Annotated in this window: 15 protein-coding genes and 1 pseudogene; 4 read left to right on the plus strand and 12 right to left on the minus strand. The window is 71.3% G+C overall.

All coding sequences use genetic code 11. The features are described 5' to 3' along the window. Positions 1–37: 37 nt before the first annotated feature. Positions 38–631 carry a TetR/AcrR family transcriptional regulator gene (locus P8A20_RS05850; RefSeq protein WP_306103007.1) on the minus strand — a complete coding sequence of 198 codons (594 nt, stop codon included), beginning with the start codon at positions 629–631 and terminating at the stop codon, positions 38–40. Positions 632–713: 82 nt separating this feature from the next. Next, complete coding sequence (locus P8A20_RS05855) at positions 714–1,706, minus strand: fibronectin type III domain-containing protein (RefSeq protein WP_306103008.1); 993 nt, start codon at positions 1,704–1,706, stop codon at positions 714–716. Positions 1,707–1,877: 171 nt separating this feature from the next. On the opposite strand from P8A20_RS05855, the gene P8A20_RS05860 reads away from it, so the two are divergent. After that, a complete protein-coding gene (locus P8A20_RS05860; protein ID WP_306103009.1) occupies positions 1,878–2,486 on the plus strand; it encodes a TIGR03086 family metal-binding protein in 609 nt (202 codons plus the stop codon). 140 nt (positions 2,487–2,626) lie between these two features. Here P8A20_RS05860 and P8A20_RS05865 read toward each other — a convergent pair whose 3' ends face one another. Both P8A20_RS05865 and P8A20_RS05870 read right to left on the minus strand, forming a co-directional pair. Then, positions 2,627–4,774 carry a hypothetical protein gene (locus P8A20_RS05865; protein ID WP_306103010.1) on the minus strand — a complete coding sequence of 716 codons (2,148 nt, stop codon included), beginning with the start codon at positions 4,772–4,774 and terminating at the stop codon, positions 2,627–2,629. A gap of 52 nt (positions 4,775–4,826) precedes the next feature. Then, positions 4,827–5,510 carry an alpha/beta fold hydrolase gene (locus P8A20_RS05870; RefSeq protein WP_147960097.1) on the minus strand — a complete coding sequence of 228 codons (684 nt, stop codon included), beginning with the start codon at positions 5,508–5,510 and terminating at the stop codon, positions 4,827–4,829. Between the two features lie 71 nt (positions 5,511–5,581). On the opposite strand from P8A20_RS05870, the gene P8A20_RS05875 reads away from it, so the two are divergent. Further along, positions 5,582–6,385, plus strand: coding sequence for a chitosanase (locus tag P8A20_RS05875; RefSeq protein WP_147960096.1), 804 nt, complete (start codon positions 5,582–5,584; stop codon positions 6,383–6,385). Between the two features lie 128 nt (positions 6,386–6,513). After that, positions 6,514–7,380 (plus strand): chitosanase, encoded by an 867-nt coding sequence (locus P8A20_RS05880; RefSeq protein WP_306103011.1) that lies wholly within the window; start codon positions 6,514–6,516, stop codon positions 7,378–7,380. A gap of 64 nt (positions 7,381–7,444) precedes the next feature. On the opposite strand, the gene P8A20_RS05885 is transcribed toward P8A20_RS05880, so the two are convergent. From P8A20_RS05885 to P8A20_RS05920, 8 genes are all read right to left on the minus strand, one after another. Further along, entirely contained in the window at positions 7,445–8,917 is a 1,473-nt protein-coding gene (locus tag P8A20_RS05885; RefSeq protein WP_147960094.1) for a nucleobase:cation symporter-2 family protein, read from the minus strand. A 230-nt stretch (positions 8,918–9,147) separates the two neighbouring features. After that, positions 9,148–10,545: an 8-oxoguanine deaminase gene (locus tag P8A20_RS05890; protein ID WP_147960093.1), complete on the minus strand. Its 1,398-nt coding sequence runs from the start codon at positions 10,543–10,545 to the stop codon at positions 9,148–9,150. Between the two features lie 45 nt (positions 10,546–10,590). After that, on the minus strand, positions 10,591–11,991 hold the full coding sequence (locus P8A20_RS05895) for a nucleobase:cation symporter-2 family protein (RefSeq protein WP_306103012.1): 1,401 nt from the start codon (positions 11,989–11,991) through the stop codon (positions 10,591–10,593). A gap of 68 nt (positions 11,992–12,059) precedes the next feature. Next, complete coding sequence (pucL, locus tag P8A20_RS05900; RefSeq protein WP_306103013.1) at positions 12,060–12,983, minus strand: factor-independent urate hydroxylase; 924 nt, start codon at positions 12,981–12,983, stop codon at positions 12,060–12,062. Positions 12,984–12,989: 6 nt separating this feature from the next. After that, positions 12,990–13,382: a hydroxyisourate hydrolase gene (gene uraH / locus P8A20_RS05905; RefSeq protein ID WP_147960090.1), complete on the minus strand. Its 393-nt coding sequence runs from the start codon at positions 13,380–13,382 to the stop codon at positions 12,990–12,992. Positions 13,383–13,424: 42 nt separating this feature from the next. Beyond that, a complete protein-coding gene (gene uraD, locus P8A20_RS05910) occupies positions 13,425–13,931 on the minus strand; it encodes a 2-oxo-4-hydroxy-4-carboxy-5-ureidoimidazoline decarboxylase (RefSeq protein WP_306103014.1) in 507 nt (168 codons plus the stop codon). Positions 13,932–14,085: 154 nt separating this feature from the next. Further along, entirely contained in the window at positions 14,086–14,463 is a 378-nt protein-coding gene (locus tag P8A20_RS05915) for a helix-turn-helix domain-containing protein (RefSeq protein WP_147960088.1), read from the minus strand. After that, positions 14,460–14,711, minus strand: coding sequence for a YkoF family thiamine-binding protein (locus P8A20_RS05920; RefSeq protein WP_147960087.1), 252 nt, complete (start codon positions 14,709–14,711; stop codon positions 14,460–14,462). The genes P8A20_RS05915 and P8A20_RS05920 overlap by 4 nt, the downstream gene beginning before the upstream one ends. Before the next feature lie 126 nt (positions 14,712–14,837). On the opposite strand from P8A20_RS05920, the pseudogene P8A20_RS05925 reads away from it, so the two are divergent. Further along, positions 14,838–14,969, plus strand: a pseudogene (locus P8A20_RS05925) (family 20 glycosylhydrolase); the annotation flags it as partial. Between the last annotated feature and the right edge of the window lie 27 nt (positions 14,970–14,996).

Genomic DNA, 14,996 nt, shown 5'->3' on the forward strand with positions numbered 1-14,996 from the left:
GGCCACCAGAGCCCGGCCCGAGGGTGAGACGGCGGTCTCAGATCAGGTCCGGTGCCCCTCGGCGGGTTTGCTGGAGCACGGCGCGGGCAGTGCGTTCGGCCAGGGCGAGGTCCGGCCGGCGGCTGCTCAGCAGTTCGGCGTACAGGGCGGATTCGACGACCCTCACATAGAGGTAGGCCAGATCGTCGATGCCGGAACTGGGCCAGAGGCACCCCCTCTCGCCCGCTTCCAGGAGAATGCCCCGCTGGGCCAGGACGGCACGACGGTGCACGCGTCCCCCGGTCAGGAGGCGTCGTGCCGTCTCGGGTTCGGCGCGCAGGAAGTCCGCGAACGGGGCGGAGCCGCGCAGAGCGCCGACGAAGTAGCGGGTGATCTCCAGGACTCCGTCCACACCCTCACGGGTACGCAGTTGCCGCGCCCGGTCCAGCAGGTGGTCGGCCAGCTCCCACAGCACGTCCGTCAGGAGCGCGTCGCGGCTGCCGACCACACGGTAGAGCGTCGCCCGGCTGACCGACAGGTCCCGGGCGAGCGCGTCCATGTCCACCGTGCCGTGCCGCAGGAACATCCGCCGGGCACGGTGCACCGCGTGGCCCCGGGTGACCACACGTCGGGAAGCCCGCGCGTCCCCCATGCCGACCGCCTCCTCCACGGCCCCGGCGACGCCGCCGGGGCCGGTACCTTAGCGCGGGCGCACCGCGGGGACGAGGGGGTGGTCAGCCAGGCAGGACCACGGTGCGCTGGGCCGAGAAGTCGCCCCACTTCCCGTCGGGGAGCTTGGGCCGGATCTTGAGCGAGTAGCGGGTGCCGGGCGGGTCGGTCAGGGTGAGCCGGTACGTCGCCCGGCCCTCGGGCGGCGTACCGCCCCAGACGATGGTGGTGGTCAGCCTGCCGTTCAGGAACAGCTGGTACGCGGGAATCGTGCCGCCGGTGTCCGGCTGGTCCCAGGAGAGGTCGACCAGGGACTCCTCGCCCTGCACCGTCGTCGCCGTCCGCAGCCCGGTGGGCGCCGTGCTCGCGGGGGCGCCCGGCGCGGACGGGGTGGTGAGGTCGAGGGCGTTGCTGTCCGGCGAGGAACGGTCGGCCGCGTCGCGGGCGCGGACGGTGAAGGTGTAGACGGTGCCGGGCCGCAGCCCGGTGAGGCGGGCCGTGGTCTGCGTGCCGGAGACGCTGTGGATCCTGGAGTCCTCCTGGTAGATGTCGTAGGAGGTGACTCCCACGTCGTCCGTGGAGCCGCCCCAGGACAGTGAGACCGTCCGGCCGCTGTCGGCCCTGCCCCGCAGCACCGTCGGCCCGGTCGGCGGTTCCTTGTCGGCGGGCGCGGCAGCGGGTGTGGTGACGGGGACGGCGGCGCTCGGTGCGGACCGGTTCCCGGCGGCGTCCCGGGCCCTGACGGTGAAGGTGTACGCCGTCGAGGCGGTGAGCCCTCCGATGTCGGTCATCAGCTTCGGCGCGTCCACCGAGGCGGCCTTCTCGCCCTCGCGGTAGACGTCGTAACCGGTGACGCCCTCGTCGTCCGTGGACCGCTCCCACATGACGTGTACGGAGGTGGCGCTGCCGGCCTGAGCCGTCACTCCCCCGGGGGCTGCCGGTTTCTCGGTGTCCGTTTTCGCTGATGCGCCGCACGCGGTCAGCGTGGCGAGGAGCAGCGCGGCGGAGCAGGCCAACGCGGTGCGTGCGTGGGGGCGTTGCACGGTGATGCCTTCCATCCGACAGCAATGGTCCAGACCTATATGCCACGCGGGCGGGCTCCCCGGCAAGGGGTGGACGGGAACGTTCCGCAATGTCCGCGATGCGTTCCGTGGCACAGAAGCGCACGGAAGCGCGTGTTCCCGAGCCCGGCGGCGATGAGTTCCGGGCCCGGGAAGGGTCTGAAGGGTATGGACACTCCTGACGGAACCGCGCCCGGTCTCGACCTGGAGCCGGCCGCGCGGCAGATCCGCGAACTGATCGGCGCCGTCGACGACCGGCAGCTGGCCGGCCCGACCCCTTGCCCGGACTACTCGGTACGGGAGCTGCTCGGGCACCTCCTGGGGCTGACCGTCGCCTTCCGCGACGCGGCGCGCAAGAAGTCCGGCCCGACGACCGGCACCCCTCCGACAGCGGCGCTGCCGGTACTGCCCGACGACTGGCGCACGGCACTGCCGCCCCTGCTGGACGAGCTGGTCACGGCCTGGCGCTCCCCGGACGCGCTGGAGGGCATGACCCGGGCCGGCGGCGTGGATCTGCCCGGTCAGGTCGCCGGCATGGTGGCGCGCAACGAGCTGGTCGTGCACGGCTGGGACCTGGCCAGATCCACGGGGCAGGACTTCCGGGCGGACGAGGCGAGCCTGCGCTCCTCGGAGGCGTTGCTGGCGCCCGGGGACGACGACAGGTCCGGCCCCGACGCGATCTTCGGTCCGCCGGTCCCCGTCGCGGCCGACGCGCCGCTGGTCGACCGGGTGATCGCGCTGAGCGGCCGCCGGCCGGACTGGCTGCCGGGCGGCTGACGGCCCCCGGCCGCCCTCGCGCGGTCCGCGGGCTCAGGACTCCCGGCTCAGCTTTCTCGGGGCTCGGCCGCCGAGCCCCCGGGGGCCGAGCCCGGGGCTCGGTCCCCCGGGCTCAGGACTCCCGGCTCGGCCTACCCGGCTCAGGCCCCTTCGCCCGGTTCCCGGAGCGCCCGGAGCACCTCTCGCGCTCGCTCCTGGAACCGCTCGTCGGCGGATGCGGTAGCCCCCTCCACACGCGAGGCCGTCACGCGCGGATCCCGCTCGGCCAGTTCCGTCAGACGGCCGCGGTTGTCGCCGGCCAGCGCCTCCGGGCCGAGTCCCAGCAGCGCGTCCAGTGCCGTGAACGGGTCGGCGTCCTGTTCCATCGAGTCCAGCAGCAGACCCGCCGTCCGAGGAACGTCCAGAGTCTCCGGAGCCACGGCGCACAGGGCGAGCACGGTCACCGGCGTCTGAAGCGGATCGGGCAGCAACCGCCGCAGCTCCTCGGTGAGGGGCCGGCCCTCGTCACCCAGCAGTGCGGCGACTCGGGCCGCCCTGGAGACCGTCCACCGCATCCAGCTCGGCCCGGTCCCGGACAGCGGGCCCCGCAGCAGCCGCACGGCCTCCTCGGCGCGGCCCGCGATCCGCCACAGCGCGTCGGCGACGGCGATGTCGGCGTCGAGTTCCGGGGTGGTGCGGTCCGCGGCGGGGTCACTCACGGCGGCGGACAGCGCGGGCAGCAGGACAGCCGCGCGCGGTCCCAGGCCGGCGGCGAGCGACGCGGCCTCACTCGTCCCGTGCGCGTCACCGTCCTCCAGTCGCCCGGCCAGCACGGTCAGCAGGGGCTCGGTGTCGCCGGTGAGCTCGTGCAGGGCCCTGGCCGCGCCGAGTCCTCCCTCCCGTTGCCCCGAGCGGGCTTCCCGGCGCAGGGCCCCGCCGGCCGCTGCCCGGTCCTCGGGGGCACAGACCGCGGCGAGCGCCCTCGCCATCTGCTGGGGGAACTTCCCGAGTGCGGCCAGCACTTCGGGCAGGGCCGACGACGCCCTGCTCCCCCAGGACTCCAGCAGAGCCGCATAGCGGTAGGGCTCCTGACCGCCGAGCGCGTCGGGCTCGGCCAGCCGGGCGCGCACTGCCGCGAGCAACGCGGCGTCACAGGGAACGCGGGGTGAGCCGAACAGCCCTCCGCAGGCCGCGTCGAGAGCCCGGGGCCGCCGGGCCAGGTCCCGGGCCAGGAGCGGCACCGCCCGCCCCGGATCGACGTCGACCAGCGCCGCGAGCGCCTGGTCCGCCCGGCCGTCGTCCCGCGCGGCCAACCGCGCCAGCACGGGGCCGGCCTGCGCCGCGTGTCCGCCGAGCAGCCGGAGCAGCGGCAGCACCGCCTCCGTGATCTCCGGGTCCAGGAGAATCGCGTCGCACAGTGGGCCCGCGAGCCGCTCCCGCGCACTGCGCGAGATCTGCACGGCGGACTCGGACGCCCAGGCGGCCTCGGCGAGCACCTCCGGCCGCCCGGTGCGCAGCGCGGCGGCCAGCAGCGCGTACGCGCCGTCCCGGTCCGAGGGGGTGTTCCGCAGCAGCAGTGACGAGACGACGTACTGGAGGGGTTCGCTGCGGTCGAGGTCGATACGGCCGGCGACGAGGTGGTCGGCGGGCAGCAGCGCGAGCATGGCGTCGTGGTGCCCGGGCCCCCAGTCCGCCCCGGCGTCCACGCATCCCATCAGGGCTGCGATACGGACCTCGGCCGGCTCGTCGGGCCCTGCGGCCCGGGTCGCGAGGGTGACCGTGCCCGCGGGGTCCAGGTGGACAAGGCCGCCCAGCAGTTCGGCCCGGACCTGCGGATCGGTCTCCACCGCGAAGCGGTCACGGAGCACGCCGTACGCCGTGTCCGTCGCGCCGGTCATGGCCGCGGCCCAGGCCGCCGCCTGGCGTACGCCGCTGTCCTCGGCCTCCACCGACGCCAGCAGCAGTGGCAGTTCGGCGGTCACGGCGCGACGGACGGCGGCCTCGTCGCCGTCTCCGTCGTCGGCGCCGCTCTCCGCCATGCCGCCGAGGAGGGCCAGCACGTCCGCCGCCCGGATCCCGGCGGCGGCTGTCCGCGCGAGGAACGGCACGGCGTGGGCCGTGGCCTCGTACACCGAACCCTGGTGCAGGATGCTGCCGTAGAGCTCGGAAAGAGCCTCGGCGGCCTTCTCGTCGTCGTCCCCCGCCAGCGCCCGCAGGCAGTCGGGGACGTCGGCGGCGCTGCCGTAGGCGTGCGTGAGGTCGGCCCACGGATGGGCGTCGACTTCGGCACAGAAGCGGATGGGATCCATGCCGTGGATCATGGCACCCGCCGCTGACAGTGCCTCGCCGGGCCCGGGTTCGTCAGCTGGTGAAGAACTCGCTGATCTGCTGGGCCACCTGGTCCGGGTGCCTCTTGTGGACCTGGTGGCCTCCGCCCAGGGTGATCAGCCGGCAGTCCGGGATGAGCGAGGCCATGTCGGACAGCCTTTCCTGCGGCATGTCGCTCTCCGGGCCCCCTGCGATCATCATCGTCGGGGCGACGATCTGCCCCAGCTCCTCCCGCCAGCGGGGGTCCGGCCCGGCGATCTGCGCCCGGATCTCCTCCAGGGCGTTCTCGTCGTAGTCGACCGGGCCCGCGGGACGGCTGCCGGCGACGAGTTGTCCGGGGAAGGGCGGCGGGGTCTCGATCAGCACCAGTCGCTCGACACGGTCCGCGTGCTCCTCGGCGAGCAGATAGGCGACCACTCCGCCCATCGAGTGGCCGACGACACCGACCCTGTCGAGCTCGCAGGCGTCGAGGAACTCCAGGACGTCGTCCCGCATCTGCTCGAAGCCGTACTCGTCGGGCCAGTCGCTCTCGCCGTGCCCGCGCAGGTCGATGGCGTACACCCGCCACTCCTCACCGAGCAGGGTGGCCACCGCCTCCCAGCTCAGGGACGAGCCCCCGAGGCCGTGCAGGAGGACGACGGGCGAGCCGAAGGGGTCCCCCCAGGTCCGGTACGCCAGCCGCACGTCGCCGACATCCACAACAGACTGATCTTCCATGTACCGAACGCTACAGGCGCCGCACCCCGGCCGGCTCCGGCCCCCGGCCCCCGGCCTGGCAGGCTTGGCGCGTGAAGCACAGACGTCTCGCCCTCGCCGCGGCCGCGGCCCTCGTACTGACCGGCTGTTCCGGAGCCGCTTCGGGTTCCCCCGAGAAAGGGCTCGACGACCCCGCGAACAAGGACATCGCGATGCAGCTGGTGTCGAGCGCGGAGAACTCCACACTCGACTGGAAGGCCCAGTACGGCTACATCGAGGACATCGGCGACGGCCGCGGCTGGACCGCCGGAATCATCGGATTCTGCTCCGGCACCGGGGACATGCTGAAGGTCGTCGAGCGCTACACGGCGGAGCGTCCGGGGAACGCGCTCGAACGTTTCCTTCCGGCCCTGCGCGCGGTGGACGGCAGCGACTCGCACGAGGGGCTGGAGGACGCTTTCACCGCCGCCTGGGCGAAGGCGGCGGCGGATCCCGCGTTCAGGTCGGCCCAGGACGCGGAGCGCGACGACTCGTACTTCGACCCGGCGGTCGAGCGTGCCGAGGCCGACGGGCTCAGCGCGCTCGGGCAGTTCATCTACTACGACGCCTACGTGATGCACGGGTACGCCGACGCCGTGGGCACGGTCGGCTTCCGGACGATCCGCGCCCAGGCCGTGGCGGAGGCCGAACCGCCGTCCGGCGGTGGTGACGAGGAGGAGTACCTCGACGCGTTCCTGGACGCCCGGGTGGCCGCGATGCGCGAGGAGCCCGCGCACAGCGACACCAGCCGCGTGGAGAGTGCCCAGCGCGTCTTCGTGCGTGAGGGCAGGCTCCAGCTCGAAACGCCGCTGGTGTGGAAGGTCTACGGCGAGAGCTACCGCATCGACGGGAGCTGACACCCTTCGCGCCACGATCCGGGAGGAACCGGGCCGGTCCGTGCACGGGGGGTTACCGCGCGCCCCGAGCTCTGGTAGGAAAGTTTCCTAACAGAACATCGGAACGACGAACTCCTTCTGGAGGACCGGTGCATCACCCCCACGCCAGCACCTCGCGTCGCACCACCCGACTCACCCGCACCGCCGGACTCGCCGTACTGGCCCTCGGGCTGGCCTTCACGGCGATCCCGGCCACCGCCCATCCCGGCGTCCCCACGTCGTCGGCCGTACACCTGGAGGCAGCCGCGACCGGTCTCGACGACCCCGCGAAGAAGGACATCGCGATGCAGCTGGTGTCGAGCGCGGAGAACTCCACACTCGACTGGAAGGCCCAGTACGGCTACATCGAGGACATCGGCGACGGCCGCGGCTACACCGCCGGGATCATCGGATTCTGCTCCGGCACCGGGGACATGCTCGACCTGGTGGAGCTGTACACCGAGCGCGAGCCGGGCAATCCCCTGGCGTCGTACCTGCCCGCACTGCGGGAGGTCGACGGGACCGACTCGCACGAAGGACTCGACCCCGGATTCACCGACGCCTGGGCCCAGGCGTCGTCGGACCCCGCGTTCGAGCAGGCCCAGAACGACGAGCGCGACCGGGTGTACTTCGACCCGGCCGTGCGTCAGGGCAGGACCGACGGCCTCGGCACGCTCGGCCAGTTCGCGTACTACGACGCCATCGTGATGCACGGCGGCGGCACCGACGCCACGAGCTTCGGCTCGATCCGCCAGCGTGCCCTGGCCGTGGCGTCACCGCCCTCGCAGGGCGGGGACGAGACCGCCTACCTCGACGCCTTCCTGGACGCGCGGGTCTGGGCGATGAAGCAGGAGGAGGCCCACTCGGACACCAGCCGGGTCGACACGGCCCAGCGGGTGTTCCTGCGGAACGGCAATCTGGACCTCGATCCGCCGCTCGACTGGAAGGTCTACGGCGACAGCTTCCACATCGGCTGACGCCGGCCGCCCCGAGGTGCGCGTACGGGCCCCTTCCGGGGTGCCCGTACGCGCACCGGCGGTTTCAGTGGGCGACGGGCAGGGCCATCGGGTCCTTGGGCTGCTCGCCTCCGGCGGCCTCGGTCTCCGCCTCCGACGGCACGTCCGGCGTGCGGCCCCAGTGGTTGAAGGCCAGGTTCAGCACGATCGCCACCACGCAGCCGGTGGAGATGCCCGAGTCCAGGACGACGAGCAGGTCCTCGGGGAAGGCGTGGTAGAAACCGGGCGCGGCGATCGGGATGAGGCCGACGCCGACGGCCGCCGCGACGATCAGGGCGTTCTCGCCCTTCTCCAGGGCGGCCGTGGCCAGGGTCTGGATGCCGCTCGCGGCGACCGACCCGAAGAGGACGATGCCGGCGCCGCCGAGTACCGGGAGCGGCACGAGGGCGATCACGGACGCGGCCACCGGGACGAGACCGAGCAGGACGAGGATGACGCCGCCCGCGGCGACCACGAAGCGGCTGCGGACCTTGGTCATGGCGACCAGCCCGATGTTCTGGGCGAACGCGCTGCACATGAAGCCGTTGAAGAGCGGGCTGATGGCGCTGCCCAGCGTGTCGGCGCGCAGCCCGCCCTCGATGGTCCGCTCGTCCGCGGGACGGCCGACGATCTTACCGAGGGCCAGCATGTCGGCGGTGGACTCGGTCATACAGACCAGCATCACGATGCACATGGAGATGATGGCGGCGATCTCGAACTGCGGTGCGCCGAAGTGGAACGGCGTCGGGAAACCGACCACGTCGGCGTCGCCCAGTGCCCCGAAGTCGGTGATTCCGGCGGGGACCGCGATCAGGGTGCCGACGACCAGGCCGAGCAGGATGGCGATCTGCTGGAGGAATCCGCGCAGCAGTTTGCGCAGGGCCAGCACGATCACGAGGGTGACGGCCGCCATCGTGATGTTCGTCGTCGAACCGTAGTCGTCGGCGGTGGCGTTGCCGCCCTGGGACCAGTTGAACGCGACCGGCAGGAGCGAGACGCCGATCAGGGTGATGACGGTGCCGGTGACGACGGGCGGGAAGAACCGCACCAGTTTGCAGAAGTACGGTGCGAGGACGAAGCCGAGAAGCCCGGCGACGATTATCGCGCCGAAGATGACGGCGATGCCGTCGTGACCGCGGTCCTTGCCTATCGCGATCATCGGGGTCACCCCGGCGAACGAGACTCCGTTGACGAACGGCAGCCGGGCGCCTATTCGCCAGAAGCCGAGGGTCTGGAGCAGGGTGGCTATCCCCGCCGTGAAGAGGCTCGCCCCCATGAGGAAGGCGGTCTCCTTGGCGCTGAGGCCGACCGCGGGCCCGACGATCATGGGCGGGGCCACCACTCCCGCGTACATCGCGGCCACGTGCTGGAGGCCGCTGGTGAACATCCTGAGGGGTGGGAGCTTCTCGTCGACCGGGTGCTTGCCCACCGGTCCTTCCGCCGCGTTCCCTTCTGCTGTGCTTGCTTCTTCTGTGCTTCCGTCGACTGCGTTCTTGCGAAACCTGGGCGTAGCTGCCACGGCTTCCTCCGGTCGGGTACACGTCGGGCGACGTGGGTATCAGGGAGGTGTTGCTGAGTGGTGCGTTGGTGCAGGTCGTGCAGCTGGTGCGGGCAGCTTGGAGCTCACCTGTGCGGGGGCGCGCGACAGAGGTCGCGCGCTCCCGCACAGGCTGCCGTGGACCCTGGTGGGTCCGCAGCGGCCGGCCGAGGGCCGTCCCCCTCGGCCGGCCTGTCAGGGGGTGCGGAGCATCAGGCTCCGGCGGCGATCTGCGCCAGTCGCCTGGCCTCGTCGCGGGTCGCGCGGGCGATGGCGTCCTCGTCCACCGTGGTGAGGTGGTTGTCCTCGACGACGGTTCTGCCGTTGACGAGGGAGAGGGTCACGGGGGCCGCGGCGCCGAACACCAGGGCGGTCACCGGGTCTGCGATGGAGGCGTGGGCGAGGGTGTCCAGCTTCCAGAGCACGAGGTCGGCGAGCTTCCCCGGTTCCAGGGAGCCGATCTCGTCGGCCCGGCCGAGAACCCTGGCGCCGCCGTGCGTGCCCAGGCGCAGGGCCTGACGGGCGTTCAGGGCCTTCTCACGGTGGGCGCCGAGGCGGTTGACGAGGAGCGCGTTGCGCAGCTCGGTGTGGAGTTCACCCGACTCGTTGGACGCGGTGCCGTCGACCCCGAGCCCGACGGGGACTCCGGCCGCGAGCATGTCGGGCACGCGGGCGATGCCGGCGGCGAGTCGGGCGTTGGAGGAGGGGCAGTGCGCGACGCCGGTGCCGGTGCGGGCGAAGGCGGCGATGTCGGAGTCGTTCATGTGGACGCAGTGCGCCATCCACACGTCGTCACCGAGCCAGCCGGTCGACTCGAAGTAGTCCGTCGGACCCATCCCGAACAGCTCCTTGCAGAACTGTTCCTCCTCGACCGTCTCCGAACCATGGGTGTGCAGCCGTACGCCACGTCGACGGGCCAACTCCGCCCCCTGACGCAGCAGTTCGGTGGATACGGAGAAGGGTGAACAGGGGGCGACCGCGATCTGCGTCATCGCGTCGAACGAGGCGTCGTGGTGTTCGTCGATGGTCGCCTCGGTGGCGGCGAGCGCTCCGTCGAGGGTTTCCACGGCGAAGTCCGGCGGCAGTCCGCCGTCCTTCTCGCTGCGGTCCATCGAACCGCGGGCGAGGGTGAACCGTACGCCCGTCTCACGGGCCGCGCCGATGATCGCGCCGGACAGGTCGCCGGAGCCCCGGGGGTAGACGTAGTGGTGGTCCATGGCGGTGGTGACCCCGCCGCGGGCCATCATCGCGAGCGAACCCTGGGCCGCGGCGCGGGCCATCGGCTCGTCGATGCGCGCCCACGTCGGGTACAGGGCGACCAGCCAGTCGAAGAGGTTGTGGTCGGTCGCGAGCCCCCGGGTGATCCACTGGTAGAAGTGGTGGTGGGTGTTGACGAGACCAGGGGTGGCGAGGTGCCCGGTGCCGTCGACACGGCGTACGACACCGGTGAGGCCCTCCGGGGCCGTGCCCGCACCGACGGACTCGATGCGGTTGTCCGCCACGACGATGTACCCCGAGGCGTACTCGGTGTCGTGGGCGTCGACGGTCGCGATCGAGCAGTTCTCGATGACGATGCGCCGGGTGGTCCTTGGATCCGCCGAAGCTGCCATGGTGCTTCCCTCTTCTGTCTCTGGCGATGTGGGCACGGCAGGACCCTAGGAGGATTTGAGTGCCACAGCGTTACGGCTGTGGGTGCCGAGATGATGGAAGAACAGATTGAGCAGGACCGCGACGAGCGCTCCCGCGCTGATCCCGGATCCGAGCACGGTCTGTGCCCAGGACGGGAATCCGGCGTAGAAGGCGGGTGCCGCGAGCGGGATGATGCCCGCGCCGAGTGCCACCGCCACGAGGATGATGTTGGAACTGTCGTCCAGCCCGGCCTCGGACAGCGTCCGGATGCCGCTCACCGCGATCGAGCCGAACAGGACCATGCCGGCGCCGCCGAGCACGGGCATCGGGACCAGCGACACGACCGCGCCGAGCACGGGGAAGGCCCCGAGGACCAGGAGCGCGCCGCCCGCCGCGGCGACCACGTAGCGGCTGCGCACCCGCGTCAGGGAGACGACACCGACGTTCTGGGCGAAGGCGCTGGTCGGGAAGCCTCCGAAGACCGGGCCGAGAAGGGTGGCGATGCCGTCGGTGCGCAGGCCCCGGGTGAGGGTGGGGCCGTCGGTGCGCCGCTCGCAGATCTCGCCGAGGGCCAGCATCCCGGCCGACGACTCCGTCATCAGCACCAGCATCACGATGCACAGGGAGAGGATCGCGGCGGGCTGGAACTCGGGCGCGCCGAAGGCGAAGGGTGTGGGCAGGGCGGCGACGGGCGCGGAGCCGAGCGCGGAGAAGTCGGCGAGGCCGAACGGTACGGCCGCCAGTGTGCCGATGAACATGCCTGCGAGCAGGGCGATCTGCTTGACGAAGCCGCGCCCGAAGCGCTGGATCAGCAGGATGACGACGAGGGTGAACGCGGCGAGCGCGAGGTACTTCATGGCGCCGAAGTCGTCGGCTGTGGCGTCGCCTCCCTGGGCCCAGCCCACCGGCACGGGCATCAGGGTGACGCCGATGAGGGTGATGACCACCCCGGTGACCAGGGGCGGGAAGAAGCGCAGCAGCCGTCCGAAGAACGGGCCGACGGCCAGGCAGAAGACACCGGCGACGATCACGGCGCCGTAGATCGTGGGGAGTTGGCGGCCGGGAGCGCTGGTCTCGGCGATGGCGAGCATCGGCGCGATGCCCGCGGAGGAGGCCGCGTTGACGAACGGCAGCCGGTTGCCCGCGAAGCGGCGGACTCCGATGGTCTGGAGCAGGGTGGCGAGTCCCGCGATCAGGAGACTCGCGGCGATCAGGCGGGTCATGCCGGCCGTGTCGAGACCGACGGCCTGCCCGATGATGAGCGGAGGGGTGACGACGCCCGCGTACATGGCGGCGATGTGCTGGAGTGCGGCGGGGACCAGCCGCGAGGGCGGAAGCTTCTCGTCGACCGGGTGAACCGCCGTGCCGGCGACGGTCGATGAGGTGGTACATGGGCCTTCTGCCGGCCCCGTTGCAGGCTGTGCCATGGGTGTTCCCTCCGGGATGGCCGGTCCCCGCCCGTCCGTGGGCGGACAGGGGCCGGCTCAGCTCCGCGTCAGAGGTTGGTCAGGTCGACCGGGATCTTCGGCTCGACGCCGTCCCGGAGCACCGTCGCCTCGATGAGGCCGTACGGGCGGTCGGCCGCGAAGTACACCTCGTTGTCGTTCTTGAGGCCGAACGGCTCCAGATCGACGAGGAAGTGGTGGTTGTTCGGCAGCGAGAAACGGATCTCGTCGATCTCGCTGCGGCTGTTGATGATGCGCGAACCCATCTGGTACAGGGTCTGCTGGAGCGAGAGGGAGTAGGTCTCCGCGAAGGCCTGGAGCATGTGCTTGCGCGCCTGCTCGTAGGACTTCTCCCAGTTGGGCATGCGCTGTTCGTCGTCGGTCCAGTTGTAGCGCCACCTGGCGGAGACGTCGGTCGCGAGGATGCGGTCGTACGCCTCCTTCAGCGTCGTGTACCTGTCCTTGACGTAGCCCCAGAACTCGGAGTTGGTGGAGTTCATCACCGTGAGGTCCTTGAGGCCGGAGATGACCTCCCACTTCTCGCCGTCGAAGGTGATCTGGGTGGTGCGTGTCTCCTGGCCCTTGCGGACGAAGGAGTGCTTGACCTCGTCGGCACCGATGAACTTCGAGTTGCCGTCGGAGGTCGCGATGCGCTCCCAGGCGTACTCCTCGATCCTGATGCGTGCCACCTCGATCGGCTCCTGCGAGGAGACGAAGTGCCGCGCGAGGTGTATGCCGAACTGCTCGGCGGACTCGATGCCGTGTTCCTTGGCGAAGGCGAACACCGTGTTCTTGGTGGTGTCGGTCGGCAGGACGTTGGCGTTGGAGCCGGAGTAGTGGACGTCGTCCATGTCGCCGGAGAGTGCGACCGAGACGTTGAGGTCCTTGATGTGGTGGGTGTCGCCGTCCCGCGTGATCCTGACGACGCGGTTCTCTGCTTTGCCGTACTGGTTCTGGCCGAGAATCGTGGGCATTGTCTGCTAGCTCCCTCGGTAAACGGAGTAGCCGAACGGGTTGAGCAGCAGCGGTACGTGAAAGTGCTCGCCCGGGGTGACGGCGAACGCGATCGCCACCTCCGGGAAGAACGCGCCGCTGTCCCTTACGCGGGGGGCGTCCTGCTGCGCCTCGGCTTGCTTCTTCGCGGTGAAGTACGACTCGGTGTCGAAGACGAGCCGTACGTGGGTGGTTCCTTCCGGCAGGGCCGGCAGGTCTTTGCAGCGCCCGTCCGCGTCGGTCGCGGATCCGCCGAGCGCCACGTACTGCGCGTCGCCGCCGCTGCGGGCGGCCAGGGAGACGGTGACGGCTTCGGCGGGACGGCCGGTGCTGGTGTCCAGGATGTGGGTGGACACCGATGCGGTGGTGTCGGTGCTCAAGACCGTCACGCTCCTTGTTCTCGGAAGTGCTGTACGGGGCCCTCAGGAGTCCTGTACGAGGCGGGTCAGCCGGATGCGGTTGATCTTGCCCAGCTCGGTGCGGACGATCTCGCGTTCCTGCTCGGGCGAGTTCCCGATCCGGGCCTTCACCGCGTCGCGCATCTGCTCACCGGTGGCTCCGGTGGCACAGATCAGGAAGACGTGTCCGAACCGCTCCTGGTAGGCCAGGTTGAGTTCGAGCATCTGCGCCTTCAGACCCTCGGACGCACCGGCCATCCCCCGCTGCTCACGGGCGGAGGCCGGATCCCCGGGCGCGGGGCGGCCGATCGGCGGATGGCCGGCCATCGCCTCGGCCAGGTCCTCCGCGGAGAGCTCGGCCAGGGCGGCGTCGCTCGCGGAGAGCAGGGCTTCGGTTCCGGCGTACGGCCGGTGGGCGAGGACGAGGTCTCCCCACGCCGCACTGGCACAGACCTCGTGCAGCGCGGCTGTGGCCTCAGCGGCCGCCAGGGTGTTGAACCGGGCGAGGCCCGGTGTGGAGCTCGTAGTCACGGGAGCCTCCGTGGCTTTTTCGCTGTGCGTTGTCGGGCTGCGCACAGCTAACGCCCTTCGCAACACCACGTCAACAGTTTGTTGAAATTCCACGAACAGATGATGCCGCCGCCCGAGTTCCCGGACGACGGCATTGGACCCGCATTGATCTCAGCTACTCACCCTTGGCCGGATTGTCACGGTTCAGGTAGTTGTAGACGGTGAAGCGGCTGACGCCGAGCGCGCCGGCCACGGTCTCCACTCCGTGTCGCACGGAGAAGGCACCGCGTGCCTCAAGGGTGCGCACCACTCCCTGCTTGGCCTTGCGGTCCAGCTCGGCCAGTGGCATTCCGTGCCGCCGCTCCATCGCGGTCAGGATGTGGTCGAGCGATTCGGAGAGCTGCGGGAGCCGCACCGCCATGACGTCCACGCCCTCCCAGACGAGCACGACGTCCTCGGTGGTGGCCTGCCCGGGGTCGAGCAGCTCGGCGCCCATGGCGTCGACCAGCGGCTTCACGGCGGTGACCAGCGGGTGGTCGGCCGGTACGGTCACGGGGTGTCCTCCCCGATCACGTTGAGCTGGAGGGAGACCCGGGTGGCGCCCGAGGCGAGGGCCTGGCGCAGCAGCGAGTCCACCGCGGTGAGGACCTGCCCGGCGTCCCCTTCGGCGGTGTTCCCGAAGGGGCCCACGTCCACGGCATCCAGGTCGGCGGCCTGGATGACGTCGCGGGCCACCACCGCGTGGGCGGGTGCCTCGTCGAGATCGAAGGGCTCGGTGGTGAATTCCACCCTCAAGCGCACGGTGCCTCCCTCATGTCCCGCCGCGTCGGTCGGCTCGCACGGCTCGCCCCGACCCTAAGGCACCGGTCGCGCGACTCGGCGGGCCCGGCGGGCCGGGCCCGCCTCACGCCCCGGCCTGGATGTCCCCGCGGGGTGAGCGTCGTACCGGAGATCGGGATGCCGGGCCACGTGCGCGCCGCTCTCGCGGCCTACCCCTTGCTCGGGAACCGGCCGGAGCGCCGGCTCGACGTCTGGACGAGGTGGGGTGCCATGAGGACATTCCGCAGGAGCCGTATCCGCGCGGCG

It is taken from the genome of Streptomyces sp. Alt3 (genome assembly GCF_030719215.1).
GTDB lineage: Bacteria > Actinomycetota > Actinomycetes > Streptomycetales > Streptomycetaceae > Streptomyces > Streptomyces glycanivorans.